Origin of the sequence: Tranquillimonas alkanivorans, assembly GCF_900115595.1 — a bacterium.
Classification (GTDB): domain Bacteria; phylum Pseudomonadota; class Alphaproteobacteria; order Rhodobacterales; family Rhodobacteraceae; genus Tranquillimonas; species Tranquillimonas alkanivorans.
Window position 1 is genome coordinate 135,986 of the sequence record NZ_FOXA01000003.1, and the last position, 17,762, is coordinate 153,747.

At 70.0% G+C, this 17,762-nt stretch carries 15 protein-coding genes and 1 pseudogene; 6 read left to right on the plus strand and 10 right to left on the minus strand.

What is annotated here, in order from left to right:
• Window positions 1-25: 25 nt before the first annotated feature.
• The 3 genes from BM162_RS05865 to BM162_RS05875 form a co-directional block, all read right to left on the minus strand.
• On the minus strand, window positions 26-721 hold the full coding sequence (locus BM162_RS05865; RefSeq protein ID WP_093419030.1) for a VIT1/CCC1 transporter family protein: 696 nt from the start codon (window positions 719-721) through the stop codon (window positions 26-28).
• A 134-nt stretch (window positions 722-855) separates the two neighbouring features.
• Window positions 856-1,869, minus strand: coding sequence for a YcjF family protein (locus BM162_RS05870; protein ID WP_093419052.1), 1,014 nt, complete (start codon window positions 1,867-1,869; stop codon window positions 856-858).
• 81 nt (window positions 1,870-1,950) lie between these two features.
• A complete protein-coding gene (locus BM162_RS05875) occupies window positions 1,951-3,366 on the minus strand; it encodes a YcjX family GTP-binding protein (RefSeq protein WP_093419055.1) in 1,416 nt (471 codons plus the stop codon).
• Window positions 3,367-3,470: 104 nt separating this feature from the next.
• Here BM162_RS05875 and truA point away from each other — a divergent pair, with 104 nt between their 5' ends.
• Window positions 3,471-4,238, plus strand: a complete 768-nt coding sequence (truA, locus tag BM162_RS05880; RefSeq protein ID WP_093419058.1) for a tRNA pseudouridine(38-40) synthase TruA — start codon at window positions 3,471-3,473, stop codon at window positions 4,236-4,238.
• Between the two features lie 187 nt (window positions 4,239-4,425).
• On the opposite strand, the pseudogene BM162_RS05885 reads toward truA, so the two are convergent.
• From BM162_RS05885 to fsa, 6 genes and pseudogenes are all read right to left on the minus strand, one after another.
• A pseudogene (locus tag BM162_RS05885) lies at window positions 4,426-5,769 on the minus strand (MATE family efflux transporter).
• Window positions 5,770-5,843: 74 nt separating this feature from the next.
• Window positions 5,844-6,743 (minus strand): NAD-dependent epimerase/dehydratase family protein, encoded by a 900-nt coding sequence (locus BM162_RS05890; protein WP_093419059.1) that lies wholly within the window; start codon window positions 6,741-6,743, stop codon window positions 5,844-5,846.
• A 390-nt stretch (window positions 6,744-7,133) separates the two neighbouring features.
• Window positions 7,134-7,826, minus strand: a complete 693-nt coding sequence (locus BM162_RS05895; protein ID WP_093419060.1) for a CDP-alcohol phosphatidyltransferase family protein — start codon at window positions 7,824-7,826, stop codon at window positions 7,134-7,136.
• A gap of 241 nt (window positions 7,827-8,067) precedes the next feature.
• The gene (locus BM162_RS05900) at window positions 8,068-8,982 is read right to left on the minus strand and encodes a tyrosine recombinase XerC (RefSeq protein ID WP_093419061.1); all 915 of its coding nucleotides are present in this window, start codon (window positions 8,980-8,982) and stop codon (window positions 8,068-8,070) included.
• Window positions 8,979-9,689 carry a DUF484 family protein gene (locus BM162_RS05905; protein WP_093419062.1) on the minus strand — a complete coding sequence of 237 codons (711 nt, stop codon included), beginning with the start codon at window positions 9,687-9,689 and terminating at the stop codon, window positions 8,979-8,981. Before BM162_RS05905 ends, BM162_RS05900 begins: the two co-directional genes overlap by 4 nt.
• Before the next feature lie 57 nt (window positions 9,690-9,746).
• Complete coding sequence (gene fsa, locus BM162_RS05910) at window positions 9,747-10,400, minus strand: fructose-6-phosphate aldolase (protein ID WP_093419063.1); 654 nt, start codon at window positions 10,398-10,400, stop codon at window positions 9,747-9,749.
• Between the two features lie 87 nt (window positions 10,401-10,487).
• On the opposite strand from fsa, the gene BM162_RS05915 reads away from it, so the two are divergent.
• From BM162_RS05915 to msrA, 4 genes are all read left to right on the plus strand, one after another.
• On the plus strand, window positions 10,488-12,680 hold the full coding sequence (locus BM162_RS05915) for a primosomal protein N' (RefSeq protein ID WP_093419064.1): 2,193 nt from the start codon (window positions 10,488-10,490) through the stop codon (window positions 12,678-12,680).
• 116 nt (window positions 12,681-12,796) lie between these two features.
• On the plus strand, window positions 12,797-13,924 hold the full coding sequence (locus BM162_RS05920) for a flavin-containing monooxygenase (protein WP_093419065.1): 1,128 nt from the start codon (window positions 12,797-12,799) through the stop codon (window positions 13,922-13,924).
• Between the two features lie 55 nt (window positions 13,925-13,979).
• Window positions 13,980-15,209, plus strand: a complete 1,230-nt coding sequence (locus BM162_RS05925; RefSeq protein ID WP_093419066.1) for an MFS transporter — start codon at window positions 13,980-13,982, stop codon at window positions 15,207-15,209.
• Between the two features lie 64 nt (window positions 15,210-15,273).
• Window positions 15,274-15,927 carry a peptide-methionine (S)-S-oxide reductase MsrA gene (gene msrA, locus BM162_RS05930; protein WP_093419068.1) on the plus strand — a complete coding sequence of 218 codons (654 nt, stop codon included), beginning with the start codon at window positions 15,274-15,276 and terminating at the stop codon, window positions 15,925-15,927.
• Between the two features lie 71 nt (window positions 15,928-15,998).
• On the opposite strand, the gene BM162_RS05935 is transcribed toward msrA, so the two are convergent.
• On the minus strand, window positions 15,999-16,871 hold the full coding sequence (locus tag BM162_RS05935; RefSeq protein ID WP_093419070.1) for a MurR/RpiR family transcriptional regulator: 873 nt from the start codon (window positions 16,869-16,871) through the stop codon (window positions 15,999-16,001).
• Between the two features lie 103 nt (window positions 16,872-16,974).
• Here BM162_RS05935 and BM162_RS05940 point away from each other — a divergent pair, with 103 nt between their 5' ends.
• Window positions 16,975-17,760: an N-formylglutamate amidohydrolase gene (locus tag BM162_RS05940; RefSeq protein WP_093419073.1), complete on the plus strand. Its 786-nt coding sequence runs from the start codon at window positions 16,975-16,977 to the stop codon at window positions 17,758-17,760.
• Window positions 17,761-17,762 lie beyond the last annotated feature (2 nt).

A 17,762-nucleotide genomic window follows, 5' to 3' on the forward strand; every position in this document is an offset into this window, starting at 1 on the left:
GCGCGGCCCCAGCGTCCAGAGACGCTCAGGTGTCGAACATAGAACCGACGACGTAGGCGATGCCCGCCGCCAGGCCGCCGATGGCCAGCGTCTCGACCCCCGAGCGCCACCAGGGCGCCAGCGACCAGCGGCTCTTGAGCGCGCCGATGGCGAAGAAGGTCGCCAGCGTGAACCACACCGACAGCCGGAACGCGCCGTCGAGGCCCAGCACGAACGGCAGTAGCGGCACCATGCCCGCGAGCAGGAACGCGCCGAAGGTCGCGAGCGCGGCCCGCATCGGGTGCGGCTCGGCGGGCGACAGGCCGTGCTTGTCGACCAGCAAGATCTCGGTCGTGGCGGATCGATCCTTGGCGATGGCCTCGGTCGCGTCGTCCAGCACGGCCCCGGCCAGCCCCTTGCGCCGCAGGATCGCGCGCAGATCGCCCCGCCCCTCGCCGGGCGCGGCGTCATAGCGGCGCTGCTCGAGGTCGCGCAGGCGGCGCAGGTCGTCGAGTTCGGCCTTGGTGCCCGAGTAGTTGCCGGCGGCCATTGAGAAGCCGTCGGCCAGCACGTTGGCCAGGCCCAGCGCGATGATCACCTTGACCGACAGCCCGGCCCCGGCGACGCCCGCCACGATGGCGAAGGTCGTCACCGCGCCGTCGATGGCGCCATAGACGGTGTCGCGCAGGTAGCCGCGCGTGGGCGTGGCGTCGGTGGCGGCAGTGGCGCTGGCGTCGGACATGGCTGAGTTCCCCCTGGCTGGCCGCACCTTCGCGGGGGACGTGCGCCCCCGCCTTGCTCTGGATCAAGACACGTTGGACCCCGATTTTTCGTCGAAAAATCGGATCAGCGAATTTTCGTCGAAAATTCGCTGCCTCAGCCCTCCTTCTGGCCGGGGAAGAGGCCCGTCAGCGAACGGCTGATGATGCGCGACACCGACGGCCTGCGCTGGCCCTTGAAGGGCAGGGGACGGCAGACCTCGATCGCGGCGACGCCGACGCGGGCGGTCAGCGCGCCGTTGACCACGCCTTCGCCGAAGCGGCGCGAGACGCGGGTCAGCAGGCTGCCGCCCGCGACCGAGTGGATCAGGTCGTCGCCCACCGCCACCGCGCCGGTCGCCACGAGATGCGTCATCACCGCCCGCGTCAGCCGCCAGGACCCCAGCGTGCCGCCGCGGCCGCCGTAGATCTCGGCGATGCGGCGGATCATGCGCAGGTTGGCCCCCAGCGCCGTGGCCACGTCGGCCAGCGCCAGCGGTACCAGCGCAGTGACGGCCGCCACCTGCCGCGCCGCCGCCTCGACCTCGCGCCGGGCGGCCTGGTCGAGAGGGGCCAGCAGTTCGGCCTCGGCCATGTGGAACAGCCCCTCGGCGTCGAACACGTCGCCGCGCCGCTCCTCCATCCGCTGCCGCCCCCAGGCCAGAGCGTCGCGGCCTGCATAGAGCGCCACCAGCCGGTCGGTCACCTTGCGCGCCTCGGCCAGATCGTTTTCGACCAGCGCCGCCTCGGCCGCCTTGTGCACCCGGTCCAGTCTCTCGAGCCGCGCCAGCGCCGCCCATTCCTTGATCACGATCAGCAGCGTGACCAGCAGGAACGCGCCTGTCAGCGCCATCGCGACGTAGCCGAGCAGCGGGTTCGCGGCAAGAAGCGCCGTCACCGCCTCCCATGCCGCGACCGAGACGATGAAGGCCAGCAGCGCCCCGGCGGTGCGCCAGAACCAGCGGGCAAGACGCGAGGGGCGGCGCGCGGCGAGCGCGGCCATGGTCTGCATCGCCTGTCCCGTTGGCGGCTCGACCGCCATGTCGGGCACGGGCGGCACGTCGGCGGGAGAGGCTTTGGGCGTCTCGCCGATGTCTTCCTCGATCAGCACGGGGCCGTGGCGGTCAGCCATGGTGCAGCCTCCTGTCGCACGTGCACGCTAAGGGCGAACGCGGGTCGCGCAACGTAATCCACGGGTTACTCGCCGCGCCCGTCACAGCCGGTCCCCGATCAGGAACTGAGCCGCGCGGTCCAGGCGGATATGCGGCGGGCCCTCGCCCGGTTTCAGCGTGATCGGCTGCGGGGCGAAGCGCATCGCGGCGTAGTCGCCGTCGAGCCAGCGCTCCGCCCCTTCGCGCGCGGGAACCAGCAGGCGCGCCGGGTCCTCGGGCAGCTCGCCCGGATGGAACGCCGCGCGTTTCCCGCCTTCGAGCAGCGCGCCGCGCACCACGTCGAGGGTGCGGCCGTCATGCTCCACGCTGTCCTCGGTCGTCGCCCGCAGCGAGGCCACGGCCATCGCCGCCGTCTCGGCCCCGGCGAAGTCGGCGCGGCTTTTGGCGTCGGCGACCAGCGCCTCCATGATCCCGGTCAGGCGGGGGTGCTGGCGGTGGTGCAGGTGGTCGGCCTTGGTCGCGGCGAACAGGATCTTCTCGACCCGCTTGCCCAGGAAGATCTGCGACAGGAAGGCGTTTCGGCCCGGACGGAAGGCCGAGAGGATGTCGGTCAGCGTGCGGCGCAGATCCTCGACTGCCCGGGGTCCGGAGTTGATCGCCTCGAGCGCGTCGACCAGCACCACCTGCCGGTCGATACGAGCGAAGTGGTCGCGGAAGAACGGCTTGACCACCTGCCGCTTGTACGCCTCGTAGCGCCGCTCCATCTCGCGCCAGAGTCCCTTGCGAGGGGCGTTTTCCTCGGGCGGGAGGGGCGCGAATGTCAGGGCGGGAGAGCCCTCCATCTCGCCCGGCAGCAGGAAGCGGCCGGGGGTGAGGTCGGAGAAGCCGGCCACGCGCGCGGCGGCAAGGTAGTCGGTGAAGCCGCGCGCCAGCGCCTTGGCCTGCGGCTCTTCCCACTCCTTCGTTTCGCGCGCCTCCTCGGCCTGCCGCAAGTAGGCGGCGGCTGCGGGGCGGTCGGCGATGCGTTTCAGCGTGTCCTCGGACCACTGGGCATAGGATTTTTCCAGCAGCCCGAGGTCCAGCAGCCATTCGCCGGGGTAATCCACGATGTCGAGGTGCACCGTGCGCGGACCCTGAAAGCCCGAGAGGAGGCCCGATGGTTGCACCCGCAACGAAAGGCGCAGCTCGCTGATCGCGCGGGTCGACTCGGGCCAGTGCGGCGCGGGACCGGTCAGCGCGGCGAGGTGGGTCTCATAGTCGAAGCGCGGCACCGTGTCGTCGGGCTGCGGCTGTAGATAGGCGGTGCGGATCGCGCCGTCGGCCGCCGCCACGAGCTGCGGCATCCGTCCCCGGTTCACCAGGTTGGCGACGAGCGAGGTGATGAACACCGTCTTGCCCGCGCGGCTGAGGCCGGTGACGCCGAGGCGGATCACCGGCTCGAAAAATGCCTCGGACACGGTGGATTGCAGCCGCTCCGCCCCGCGGGTCAGCCCGTCTGCGATGTCGCCGAATATCAAGTGGCTGTCCCCTTCTGACGTCGAGGGCCAACATAAGGGGCCGCGCCGCCCCCTTCCAGCCCGCGCGATTGCCAAGACCGCCGCGGCACGCTAGAGGCGCGCGCATGCCCCGCTTCGCCCTGCAAGTCGAATACCACGGCGCCCCCTTCGCCGGCTGGCAGCGCCAGTCCGAGCACCCCTCCGTCCAGCAGGCGGTGGAGGAGGCGATCCGCAAGCTCGAACCCGACGCTCCCGGCATCGCCGCGGCGGGCCGCACGGACGCGGGCGTGCACGCGACGGCGCAGGTGGCGCATTGCGACCTGGCCAAGGAGTGGGACCCGTTCCGCCTGTCGGAGGCGCTGAACCATCACCTGCGGCCGAACCCGGTGGCGATCACCGCCTGTGCGCGGGTGGCGGACGACTGGCACGCGCGGTTCTCAGCGGTGGAGCGGCGTTACCTGTATCGCCTAGTGTCGCGGCGCGCGCCGCTGACCCACGAGGCGGGGCTGGCCTGGCACGTGCGTCACGAGTTGTCGTTGGAGCCGATGCAGGCCGCCGCCGAGGTGCTGGTGGGCAGGCACGACTTCACCACGTTCCGCTCGACCATGTGCCAGGCGACCTCTCCGGTGAAGACGCTGGACGAGGCGTCGGTGGAGGCGGTTTCCCTGCCGGTGGGAACGGAATTCCGCTTCCGCTTCCGCGCGCGGTCGTTCCTGCACAACCAGGTGCGGAGTTTCGTGGGCACGCTGGAGCGGGTCGGCTCGGGGGCGTGGTCGCCGGGGGACGTGGCGGCGGCCCTGGAAGCCCGGGACCGCGCGGCCTGCGGGCCGGTGGCACCGCCGCAAGGGTTGTACCTGGTGGGGGTGGGGTATCCCGAGGGGCCGTTCGGGTAGGTTACTTTTCGTTCATTCTGCACGGCTGGCGCTGGCCGGGCCGGGGGCCCGTCCGGTTCGGATGGTCAGGGTCAGGTCTATTGTTCTGTCTGTTCGTTCTTGATTGCGCCGCCCTGCGGGCGGCGCGGTGCCTCCGGCGGGGATATTTAGGGACCGAAGATGGGGCAGGGGCGCTTTGCTGCCGGAGTCAGGCGCGGGCGAAGCGGGTCCAGAAGCGCCAGTTCAGCAGGACCGCCGCGGTGGCGAGGCCGGCGGCGAGGCCGAGCCAGATGCCGACGCCGCCCCAGCCGAGCGTGAAGCCCAGCGCGTAGCTGCAACTGATGCCGATGACCCAGTAGCTGACGGCTCCGATTAGCATCGGAACGCGGGTGTCCTGCACCCCGCGCAGAAGGCCCAGCGCCATCACCTGACCGGCATCAACCACCTGGAAGAGCGCGGCGGCGGCGAGAAGGCCCGAGCCAATCGCGGTGACCGCCGCGCGGTCGGGATCGGCGGGGTTGAGGAACAGGTGGATGAGCGGTTCGGGCAGGCCGAGGAACAGCGCGACCGTCAGGAACGCGGCGATCATCGACAGCGCGGTGACCGCGGCGGCGCCGGTGCGCAGGCCCTCGGTATCGCCGCGCCCGGCGGCGTTGCCGGCGCGGATGGTGGCGGCGTTCGAGAGGCCCAGGTGCACCATGAAGGTCACCGACGAGACCTGCAGCGCGATGCCGTGGGCGGCCAGCGGGATCGTCCCGAGCCAGCCCATCATGATCGAGGAGGCGGCGAACAGCCCGACCTCGGCCAGGTTCGTGAGGCCGATGGGCCAGCCGAGGCGGAAGACGTCGGCCAGCGCCTCGCAGTCAGGGCGCCAGAAGCGCTGAAAGAGCGTGTGCTCGGGCGTGGCAGAGACAGCGTAGCCCACGAGCAGGATCACCGAGACCATGTTGACCGCGAGCGAGGCCCAGGCGGCGCCGACCACCCCCATCTCGGGAAAGCCCCAGTGCCCGAAGATCAGCGCCTAGTTTACCACCACGTTTACCGCCACCGCACCCAGCGTGACCCAGAGGACGACGCGCGTGCGCTCGAGCGCGGCGAGGTAGCTTTTCAGCACCATCACCACGAGCGCCGGGAAGATCGCCCAACCCGCGACGCGGAGGTAGTCGCCGGCGAGCGCGGAGGTGCCGGGCTGCTGCCCTGCGGCGAGGAATATCGGCTCGGCGGCGAGAAAGGCAGGCAGGCAGAGCGCCCCGAAGGCGAGCGAGAGCCACAGGCCCATGCGGGTGACCCGCCGCGCCTGCGTCGCGTCGCCCGCCCCGGCCGCGTGGGCGATCATCGGCATCACCGCCCAGGCGAAGCCCGAGCCCATGATGAACAGCACGAAGAACATCGTTCCGCCCAGCACCTGCCCGGCGAGCGCCTGCACGTCGTACCAGCCCAGCATCATCGCGTCGGTCAGCGTGATGGCGAACTGCGCCACGTGGCTGCCGATCAGCGGCAGGCCAAGCGCGAGGGCGGCGCGAGCGTGGCCCGCGAGGGTCCGCCGGGGCATCGTCGTGGCATGGGTCATGGACGGGCGTTAGCCGAAGCTTTCCGAGGCGGCAAGAGCGCCCGTCCGGGTGGCGCTCAGCCCTCCGGGTCGGTCAGGTACATGCGCCAGTCGTGCTGTTGGCGGAAACTCAGAACCTCTCGGATTTTCGCGTTCGAGTAGAAGGTCTCGTCCTCGCCCATCTCGCGCTTCACGGGCACGCCCTCGTAGTAGCGCGCGATCAGTTCGGAAGTGGGGAGGTTGACCGAGTGGCCGTCGTTCGCCGCGTTGAAGACCTGGTAGCCCAGGCCGTCGGTCTTCAGGCACAGGTCGACGATCTGTCCGAGATCGCGGGCGTCGATATAGGCGAAGAAGTTGCGGCGTCGGAGGTCCGGGTTTTCCATGTAGGCGGGAAAGTTCTGCTCGTATTCGTGCGGCTCGATCACGTTGTTGATGCGCAGCGCGTAGATGTCGAAGCCGGAACGGCGCTGGAAGCTGCGGCCCGTCGCCTCGTTGCAGACCTTGGACATGGCATAGCTGTCCTCGGGGATGGTCGGGTGCTCTTCGTCCACGGGCAGGTACTCGGGCTTGCGCTCTCCGTCGGCGAAGCAGATGCCGTAGGTCGTCTCGGACGAGGCGAAGACGACCTTGCGGATGCCGAGTTTCACCGCCGCCTCGATCACGTTGTAGGTGCCCATGGTGTTGACGCGGTAGCATTCCACGTCCGGCCTGAGCAGGATGCGCGGCACGGCGGCGAAGTGCACCACGGCATCGAAGCGGGGCACGCCGGTGCCGGGTTTGAGTTCGTCGAGGTCGGCGTAGGAGGTGAGCGCGCCGAAGACCTGGCCCGAGTCGGTGATGTCGGCGGTGATGTTGTCCACCCCAGGGTGGTCGAGCGGCGCGAGGTCGAGGTTCACCACGCGGTGGCCCTGTTCGAGCAGGTAGGGGATGACGTGCCGCCCGGCCTTGCCGCTGCCGCCGGTAAAGAGAATGCGCATGGGATGGCCTCCGTGTTCGGGTTCGGCGGGAGCTTGTCGGATGGCGGGGCGGATGGCAAACGGTGGGGAGGGGGGCGATGCTCGGGATGGATGTGTAGGAGTGCCGGTCTCTCCGCTCTTGCGCCCGGGCCCGTGGCCCGGGCCGCGCCCGGCCGCCCCCGTGGGCGGGCGTTTCGCACCCGCCCGCGCTCGGGCTCTGCCCTTTGGGGTGGTGTGAGACGGCGGAGGAGTCGTAGTGCCTTGTGCTTATCGCCGGTTGCGGGCGCTTTGCCCCCACCCGCGGCCGGGCTCTGCCCTTTGCGGTGGCGTTAGACGGCTGAAGGGAGCGGGAACCCTGTCGAGCCGTTGGCGCGACCGGCCTCCCGGACTCGGCTGCCGCGGGCTGGGCGGTCAGCGTCGCGCGGGGATCACCTGCTGGAGGATGCCGGCGAGGACCAGGTAGATCGAGGTCAACGCGAGGCCCCAGTTCACCCAGACGCCGGTGTCGAAGTCGACCCAGGCGGCGCGGATGGCCAGGAGGGTCCAGAGGAGCGCGAGGGGCAGGGTAAGCGGGCGCCAGCGTTCGGTTCGCACCGGATGGACGAACTTCAGCGGCAGGAACATCGCCACCGTCAGCAGCACCACGATGGCGAGGATGATCCAGAAATTCGGCTCGAGCGCAAACATCACCACCACCATCATGTTCCAGCAGCCGGGAAAGCCCGCGAAGGAATTGTCCTTCGTCTTCATGCCTGTATCGGCGAAATACAGCACGCTGCCGAAGGTGATCACGATGATCGCGATCCAGCCGGTCCAGCCTTCGAGGAGGTCGGATTCGAACAGCGCGAAGGCCGGGATGAAGACGTAGGTGAGGTAGTCGATGATCAGGTCCATCAACACGCCGTCGTAGCGCGGCGAATTGGTCTTGACCTCGTACTTGCGTGCCAGCGGGCCGTCGAATCCGTCGACGGCGAAGGCCACGACCAGCCAGACATACATCAGGCCCCATTGGTCCTGCGCGGCGGCGAGCATCGCAAGCATGGCGAAGACCGCGCCCGTGGCGGTGAGCAGGTGGACGAGAAGGGCGCTGCGCTGGGGCGTCATGTGTTCCTCATGAAGCAAAAGGTGCCGTTGCGCAAACACTTCGCCCGCGCGTCGGTTGCGCCGGGGCGGAGGAAGTCGCGACACCGAGGGCTCGCATTCAGGCGTCCCAAGTTGTCCGCTGGCGTCCGTTCCGGCGATCTTGATAACCGGCAACGACGGTGCCGATTTCCATGCGTGCAAGGCCGCCATGTCCGGCAAATTCCGGCCTTCCCGCCTGACCCGGCGCGGGACGGCGTGGCGCTCATGAGCGGGGGTGCGCCTTGTCGTAGACCTCCATCAGCCGCGCGGTGTCGACCGACGTATAGGCCTGCGTGGTCGAGAGCGAGGCGTGCCCCAGAAGCTCCTGGATCGCGCGCAGGTCGCCGCCCGCGCCCAGAAGGTGGGTCGCGAACGAGTGGCGCAGGGCGTGGGGCGTGGCGGTGGCGGGCAGGCCGAGCTGGAGGCGCGTGCGCTCCATCACCTTCTGGATGACGCGCGGGTTCAGCTTGCCGCCGCGCACGCCGCGAAACAGCGGCTCGCCCGGAGACAGGTCGTGGGGGCAGAGCGCGGCATAGGCCTCGACCGCGCGGCGGGCGGCGGGCAGGACCGGGACGGGCCGTTCCTTGCCGCCCTTGCCGGTGATGCGCAGCGTGTCGGGCAGGGGCCGGTCGGCGCCGGTGAGCGACAGCGCCTCGGAGATGCGCAGGCCGCAGCCGTAAAGCAGCGTGACCACGGCGACGTCGCGCGCGGCGATCCAGGGGACCTCGGATTGCAGCTCGACTGTGTCGAGCACCTGCCGCGCGGCGTCCTCGGCCAAGGGGCGGGGCAGCTTGCGCTGGAACTTGGGCGAGCGGGTCGAGAGGATGGCGGTGGGATCGAAATCCTCGCGCTCGGCCAGCCAGCGGGTGAAGGACTTCACCGCCGACAGCTCGCGTGCGAGCGAGCGGGCCGAGACGCCGCGGGCGCGTTCGTGCGCCATCCACGCGCGCATGTCCGAGACGGTGACCCGCGCGAGGGGGGCGAGCCCGGCCTGCCCGCCCAGGTGGTTTTGCAGGAAGCTCAGCCAGCCCACGACATCGGCGCGATAGGCGTCGCGGGTGGCCTGCGCCGCGCCGCCGAGCGCCGAGAGACCGGCCAGCCAGTCCTCGAGCGCGTCGCGCGCGGCGGGCGAGATCACGACAGCCAGCGCCGCATGGTGCGCTCGAACACGCTGGCGAAGAACGACAGCAGATCGGTGCCGTGGGTGGGGCTGAAGCGTTCGGCATCCTCGGAGCCGAGCGCCAGCATGCCGGGCAGCCGCCCGGTGCCCAGGTCGAGCCTCAGGCAGGCCTCGGACCGGACCCAGGAGGCGCGGTCGCCGAAGATGCGCGCGTCGTCGCGGTCGCGCTTGCGCAGGGTGACCTGCCGCCCGGCGCGGTCGCGCCCGGTCTCGATATAGGCGTCGACGAAGCCCGGCTCGGCGGTGCAGAGCACGTCGCCCAGCTTGCGCAGGGCCGGGTCGTCGTCGTCCTCGCGCTCGGTTTCGAGCACGAGGCGCAGGGTGTCGACGCGCAGGATGTCCGCGACCTCGCCGCCGAGGTCGTGGAGGAACGTCTCGAAATCGTCCGAGTCGAGCATCCGCAGGATCGCGCGGTGCACCTGGTTGGTGCTGGCGAGGTTTTCGTAGGCGGCGGCGATGACGCTGCGGTGGGTGTCCTCGAGCCGGTCGAGGCGCGCCTCAAGCCGTTCCATCGCCACCGACCGCAGGTCCACCACGTTCGCGCCGCGCGCCCGTTCGTTCGCCGAGACGAGCGCGCGCATCACGTCGATATCCTCGAGGATGACGTCGGGCTGAGAGATGATCCGCGCACGCAGATCATCCTCGATAGCGGCACCCTTGCCCATGCCTGCCCCTTCACTTCTCATTGTTATCAGCTCGATAGGGGGGACTATAGCCGAGGATCAGAGAATTTTCTGCCCTGTTTTTTCCCAGTCCTTGAGGAAGGCGTCGAGGCCCTTGTCGGTGAGCACGTGCTTGACCATCGACTGGATGACGGCCGGGGGCGCGGTGGCCACGTCCGCGCCGATCAGGGCGGCCTGCTTCATGTGGTTGGCGGTGCGGATGGAGGCGGCGAGGATCTGCGTCTCGAATCCGTAGTTGTCGTAGATCTGACGGATCTCGGCGATCACGTCCATCCCGTCGATGTTGATGTCGTCGAGCCGGCCGATGAAAGGCGAGATGAAGGTCGCGCCGGCCTTGGCGGCCAGCAGCGCCTGGTTGGCCGAGAAGCAGAGCGTGACGTTGACCATGCGGCCTTCGTCGCTGAGCGTCTTGCAGGCCTTGAGCCCGTCCCAGGTCAGCGGCACCTTGACGGTGATGTTGTCGGCGATCTTGGCCAGCTCCCGCCCCTCGGCGATCATGCCCTCGGCATCCAGCGCGACGGTCTCGGCGCTGACGGGGCCGTCGACCATGTCACAGATTTCCTTGGTGACCTCCTTGATGTTCCGCCCGGATTTCATGATGAGCGAGGGGTTGGTGGTCACGCCATCGACCATCCCGAGTTCGTGCAGTTCGCGGATCGCGTCCACATCGGCGGTATCGACGAAGAATTTCATGAGGTGTGTCCCGTTGTCCGTGCCAGCGTTTCGCCGTCCTGATACCCCAACCCGGACGGGCTCGAAAGCCCGGAGTGGGGGGATGGCGTGAGCACATCATACTTCGACGAAGGGGCGCTCGTCTCGGTTCTCACGACACAGCCGCTGGACCGGCTGCTGGATTACCGCGCGCCCGAGGGCGGATGCTTCGCCGGGGCCTTCGTCGAGGTGCCGCTGGGGCCGCGCAAGGTGCTGGGCGTGGTCTGGGGGCCGGGGCAGGGCGGATACGACCTTGCGAAGGTCCGTTCGGTCATCCGGGTGCTCGACGCGGCGCCGATGCGCGAGGAGATGCAGACCTTCCTGGGCCGCGTCGCCGACTACACGCTGACGCCGATGCCCGCGATGCTGCGGCTCGCCACCCGCTCGCCGGGGCTGGGCGACCCTCCGTCGATGCGCAAGGTGTACCGGCTGGGCCATGCCGCGCCCGACCGGATGACCGACGCGCGGGGCCGGGTGCTGGAGGTGCTGCGGGACTACGGCGGGCTGGCCTTCACGCAGAAGGAGCTGTGCGACATGGCCGGGGTCACGTCCTCGGTCGTGAAGGGGCTGGTCAAGCAAGGTGCGGTGCTGGAGGAGGACAGCCCGCGCGACACGCCCTATCCGCGGCTCGACCCGGACCTGCCCAGCGTGACGCTGACCGAGGAGCAGGCGGCGGGGGCGGAACAGTTGCGCGCTGCGGTGGCGACGGGGCGCTATGGGACCACGATGCTGCGGGGCGTCACCGGGTCGGGCAAGACCGAGGTGTACCTGGAGGCGGTGGCCGAGTGCCTGCGGCAGGGGCGGCAGGCGCTGGTCCTGCTGCCAGAGATCGCGCTGACCTCGGAGTTCCTGACGCGGGTCGAAAAGCGCTTCGGCGCGAAGCCGGCGGAGTGGCACTCGGGCGTGACGATGACCGAGCGGCGGCGCTGCTGGCGCATGGTGGGCGAGGGAGGTGCGCAGCTGGTGGTCGGCGCGCGCTCGGCCCTGTTTCTGCCGTATCGCGACCTGGGGCTCGTCGTCGTGGATGAGGAGCACGACACCTCCTACAAGCAGGAGGACGGGGTGCTTTACAACGCGCGGGACATGGCGGTGCTGCGGGCCTCGATCTGCGGGGCGCAGGTGGTGCTGGCCTCGGCCACGCCGTCGCTCGAGACCTGGGTGAACGCCGAGGCCGGGAAGTACGCGCGGCTGGAGCTGACGGCGCGTTTCGGCGAGGCGGTGATGCCAGAGATGCGCGCCATCGACATGCGGAACGAGGACCTGCCCTCGGGGCGCTGGATTTCGCCCACGCTGGCACGGGCGGTGAACGCGCGGATCGAGAAGGGGGAGCAGGCGCTCTTGTTCCTCAACCGCCGGGGCTATGCGCCGATCACGCTGTGCCGGGCCTGCGGGCACCAGATCGGCTGCGATCAGTGCGATGCGCGGATGGTCGAGCACCGGTTCCTCAAGCGCCTGGTCTGCCACCAGTGCGGCGAGACGAAGCCGATGCCGACCGTCTGCCCGTCCTGCGAGGCCGAGGACCGGCTGGCCCCTGTGGGGCCCGGTGTCGAGCGGCTGGCCGAGGAGGCGGCGGCGCAGTTTCCCGAGGCGCGGATCGCGGTGCTGTCGTCGGACCTCTTCGGCTCGGCCCGCGCGATGAAGGCGCAGATCGAGGAGATCGCGCGGGGCGGCGCGGACATCGTGATCGGCACGCAGATCGTGGCGAAGGGGCACAACTTCCCGCTGCTGACGCTGGTGGGGGTGATCGACGCGGACCTTGGGCTTCAGGGGTCGGACCTGCGGGCGGCGGAGCGGACGTTCCAGCTGATGCGGCAGGTGGCGGGCCGCGCAGGGCGGGCGGAACGGCCGGGGACGGCGCTTTTGCAGACGTTCCAGCCCGAGCACCCGGTGATCCGGGCGATCCTGGCGGGCGACGAGGAGGGGTTCTGGCGGGCGGAGGCGGACGAGCGCCGGGCGGCGGGCGTGCCACCATTCGGGCGGATGGCCGGGATCGTGCTGTCGTCTCCGGACGTGCAGGAGGTGTTCGACGTGGCCGGGGAACTGGCGCGGCGGGACGCGCCGCTGCGCCGGATTGGGGCGCAGGTCTTCGGGCCGGCGCCCGCGCCGATCGCGCGCATCCGGGGGCGGCACCGGGTGCGGCTTCTGGTGAAGGCGGAGAAGGCCGCGCCCTTGCAGGAGGCGCTGGCGGTGTGGTCGGCGCAGCTGAAGCTGCCGGCGAACCTGCGGCTGAGCATCGACATCGATCCGCAGAGTTTCTTCTGAGGATGTGCTAGCAAAAGGACGCGCCTGCGGCGCGACGCGATGGTTGGCGCCGGGCGTGCGCCCGGCGCGGTGCCTCCGGCGGGGATATTTCGGGGACCAGAGAGGGAGGGGACAGCATGGCGGGACCGAGGGCCGTGGTGATCGGGGCGGGACCGGCGGGGCTGGCCTGCGCGGCCTGCCTGAAGGGCGAGGGCGCGGAGGTGCGGGTGCTGGAGCGGCGGGACGCGGTCGGCGCATCGTGGCGCGGACACTATGAGGGGCTGAAGCTGCATACGGCGCGGTCGCGCTCGGGCCTGCCGGGGATGGAGATGCCGCGCGACTGGGGGAGGTACCCGACGCGCGCGCAGATGATCGAGTACCTGGAGGCCTATGCCGATCGTTTCGGAATCGCGCCGCGCTTCGGCACGGAGGTGGCGTCGGTGCGGCGCGCGGACGGGGGCTGGCGCGTCGGGCATGACGGCGGCGTCGAGGCGGCGGACGTCGTGGTCGTGGCGACGGGGCTGAACGGGGCGGCGCGGCGGCCGGACTGGCCGGGGATGGAGGGGTTCGGCGGGCGCGTGCTGCATTCCTCGGAGTTCCGCACGGCCGCGCCCTTCGCGGGGCAGCGGGTGCTGGTGGTGGGGTTCGGGAACTCGGGCGGGGACATCGCGGTGGACCTGTCGGCGGTGGTGGCGCGCGTGGACCTGTCGGTGCGGGGGCCGGTGAACATCGTGCCGAAGGAGCTGTTCGGGATTCCCACGACCTCGATGACGTTGCTGCGGCGGCTTTTCGGGTACCGGCTGGCCGACCGGATCACCGCGCCGGTGCTGCGGCGCAAGCTGGGCTCGCCGGCCGATTACGGGTTACCGGTGCCGAAGAAGGGGCCGATGGCGCAGCTGGTGGAGGACGGGAAGGTGCCGCTGATCGACCACGGCGCGCTTGCGGCGATCCGGGCGGGGCGCGTGACGGTGCGGCCGGGGATCGAGCGGTTCGAGGGGGACGCGGTGGTCTTCGCAGACGGCGCGCGGGAGGCGTACGGCGCGGTGGTGCTGGCGACGGGCTATGCCGTGGACCTGCGGCCGCTGCTGGGCGATGCGCCCGAGGTGCTGGACGAGGGAGGCCGGCCGCGGGTGACGGGCGGGCGGACGGCGTGGCCGGGGCTTTACTTCGCCTCGCTCAAGGCCTCGCCCGAGGGGCAGCTCAGGCAGTCGGGCCTGGACGCGCGGGCCATCGCGGCGGACGCGGCGCGGCCGGCGCGGGCCTGAGGCGAGGCGCGGTGGGGGCTTTCCCCGTCCGTGGGACGGGATTATGAGCGGGGCCATGCGCACTGTCCCCCTCGCCGAGGCCCGGGACCTCCCGCTCTGGCGACGGCCCGTGACGCTTCTGTTTCTCATGGCCTTTGCCATGCCGATCGCGTTCGCCACGTGGTCGGCGCTTCTGAACAACTTCGTCATCGAGGTCGCGGGGTTCACCGGGGTCGAGATCGGCTGGCTGCATACCGTGCGCGAGATCCCCGGCTTCCTTGCCGTGGGCGTGATCGCCGTGATCATCTTCATGCGCGAGCAGGTGCTGGGGCTGGTGTCGCTTCTGATGCTGGGGGCGGCGACGGCGGTGACGGCGTGGTTCCCCAGCCTGGGCGGGCTGCTGGCGGTGACCATGATCTCGTCGATCGGGTTCCACTATTACGAGACGGTCAACCAGTCGCTGCAGCTTCAGTGGATCGACAAGGACCGCGCGCCGCAGGTGCTGGGATGGCTGCTGTCGGTCGCCTCCGCCGCGGCGCTGTTGTCCTATGGCCTGCTGGTGGTGACGTGGCGGGCGTTCGAGCTGAGCTACAACCTTGTCTACCTGGTCTCGGGCGGGATCACGGTGGCCATCGCGGTGGTCTGCCTGTTCGCCTATCCGCAGTTCGAGGCGCCGGCCCCGCAGGTCAAGCGGATGGTGCTGCGCCGGCGCTACTGGCTGTATTACGCGCTGCAGTTCATGTCGGGCGCGCGGCGGCAGATCTTCACCGTCTTCGCCGCCTTCATGATGGTCGAGCGCTTCGGCTTCGAGGTGCACGAGGTCACGGCGTTGTTCCTGATCAACTTCGTCGCCAACATCATCTTCGCCCCGATCATGGGCCGCGCGGTGGGCCGGTTCGGCGAGCGCGCGGCGCTGGTGTTCGAGTATGCGGGGCTGACGCTGGTGTTCCTGCTTTACGGCGGGATCTATGCCTTTGGCTGGGGCGTGGTGCTGGCGGCGACGCTGTACGTCGTGGACCACATGTTCTTCGCGCTGGCCTTCGCCATGAAGACATATTTCCAGAAGATCGCCGATCCGGGCGACATCGCCCCTACCGCCGCCGTGGCCTTCACCATCAACCACATCGCCGCCGTCTTCCTGCCGGCGCTGCTGGGCTATCTGTGGGTGACGGCGCCGGGGGCGGTGTTCGGCCTGGCCGCCGGGATGGCGGTGACGTCGCTGGGGCTGGCTCTGATGATCCCGCGCCACCCGGCGCCGGGACACGAGACGGTGTTCGCGGGCCGCCTGCCGACGCCGGCGGAGTGACAGGGATGGTCCCGGGCGAGGCGGCCCCCTATATCAGGGCCACGCGAGCACGAGGAGCCACGAGATGAACCTGTTCCAGCGCAAGAAGATGGAGATGGTGGCGAAGGACGCCGCCCTTCCCGGACGCGCCCAGCCGATCCCGACCGCCGAGACGCATTTCGTGTCGGGCCGGGCGCTGACGGCGGACGTGCCGCCGGGGATGGAGGTCGCGCTGTTCGGCATGGGCTGCTTTTGGGGCGTGGAGCGTATCTTCTGGCAGGTGCCCGGCGTGCACCTCACGATGGTGGGCTATGCCGGCGGCTACACGCCGAACCCCACCTACGAGGAGGTCTGCACCGGGCGGACCGGCCACAACGAGGTGGTGCGCTTGGTCTATGACCCGTCGGTGGTGAGCTACGAGGACCTGCTCAAGGCGTTCTGGGAAAACCACGACCCGACGCAGGGCATGCGGCAGGGCAACGACATGGGCACGCAGTACCGCTCGGGCATCTACACGTACTCGGACGAGCAGCGGAAGGCGGCCGAGGCGAGCATGCGCGCCTATGCGGCCAAGCTGGCGCAGTCGGGGTTCGGTTCGGTGACGACCGAGATCGTGCCGGCGCCCGAGTTCTACTTCGCCGAGGATTACCACCAGCAGTACCTTGCGAAGAACCCCGCCGGCTATTGCGGGATCGGCGGGACCGGGGTGAGCTGTCCGATCGGCACCGGCGTGGCCTGAGGCTTTGGGCCGGGGGACGGTTGTGCGGCCCGCCCGGCCGATGACCTTCCTGAGCGGGTCGGGCGGCCCGCTCAGTTGAAGTTTCGGAAAAGCCGGGTCGCGCCGAACATCGACTCGAGCTCCTCGATCCGCTCGCGGCTCTCCTCCCACCGGGCGGTCTGCACCTCGGCGACCAGCGCCTCGACGATCAGCATGATGGCGATGGTCGAGTCCCAGCTCGACGGGGCCTCGACCTGCGCGTTGAACACGAGGTCGGTGACCTTGCCCACGGGCGAGCCCCACTGGTCGGTGAACAGCACGATGTCGCAGCCGCGGTCGGCGGCGAGGCGGGCGAGTTTCTGCAGGTCGGATTCGTAACGGCGGATGTCGAAGACGATGAGGATCGACCGCGCGTCCATGTCCAGCAGGTATTGCGGCCAGACGTTGGCCGACTGGCTGAGCAGCGTGACGTTCGGGCGGATGATCTGGAGGTGGTTGAACAGGTAGTCCGCGTTCGACCGCGTGATGCGCCCGCCCACCAGGTAGACGTCGCGCGACGTGTCGGCCAGCAGCGCCGCCACGCGGTCGAAGACCTCGGGGTCCAGCCGGTCGAGCGTGTGGTGGAGGTTTTCCGAAACGGCGCGGCCGAACAGGTTCAGAACGTGTTCGTCGCCCGCGCGGGTCTGCCACGGGTCGCGCTTGGAGATCGGTTTCTTGATCTGCTCGGACACCTCTTCGCGCAGGCGCTCTTGCAGGTCGGGGAAGCCGTCGAACCCCAGCTTGCGGGCCATGCGGATGACCGTCGGGGTCGAGACACCGGCGGCCGAGGCCAGCCGGGTGATCGATTGCAGCCCCGCCACGGGATAATCCCTGAGCAGCACGTCGGCGAGCTGGCGTTCCGACGGGGTGAGCGTCTCCATGCTGCTGCGGATCATCTGCTTGACCAGCACAGGGGCCGTGGGCATCGCGCGTCCTTCTGTAAAACCTGCTTCAGGATATTGCAGCGCTGAAACGGCGTCTACAGAAACGATGTTGACAGGCGCGGCTCGGCTGTAATTAACATTTCACATGGCTCCGAACCCGCGCAACATCATATCAGCCGACGAGGCCCCCGTCGCCGAAGTCGTGTGCCCGGACGGCGCCGCGCCGCTGGTGCTGGTCTGCGAGCATGCCAGCCGCCGCATTCCCGCCGCGCTGGACGGGCTGGGGCTGGACGAGGCGGCGCGGCTTTCGCACGCCGCGTGGGACATCGGGGCCGAGCCGCTTGCGCGGGCGCTGAGCGCGGCGCTGGACGCGCCGCTCGTCCTCTCGCGCATCTCGCGGCTGGTCTATGACTGCAACCGCCCGCCCGAGCGGGCCGATGCCGTCCCCGCCAAGAGCGAGGTCATCGAGGTGTCGGGCAACCGGGACCTGTCCGCCGAGGCGCGTGCGGCGCGGGTGCGCGAGGTTTACGAGCCGTTCCGCGACCTGCTGTCCCGCACGCTCGATGCCAAGGGCCGCTGCGCGGTGGTTACGGTGCACAGCTTCACCCCGGTCTATTTCGGCGCGCCGCGCGAGGTGGAGCTGGGGCTGCTGCACGACGAGGATGCGGCGCTGGCGCAGGCGATGCTGCGCGCGGCGCCGGAGCACCTGGAGTTCGAGACCCGGCTGAACGAACCCTACGCGGCCGCGGACGGGGTGACGCACACGCTGCGGGCGCACGCGATCCCGCGCGGCCTGCCGAACGTGATGATCGAGGTGCGCAACGACCTTCTGCGCGACGATGCGGGCATCGAGCGCGTGGCGCAGGGGCTCGAGGGGATGGTCCGGGACGCGGTGCCGGGGCTGGAAAGAACGACAAAGGCCCGCGCGTGACG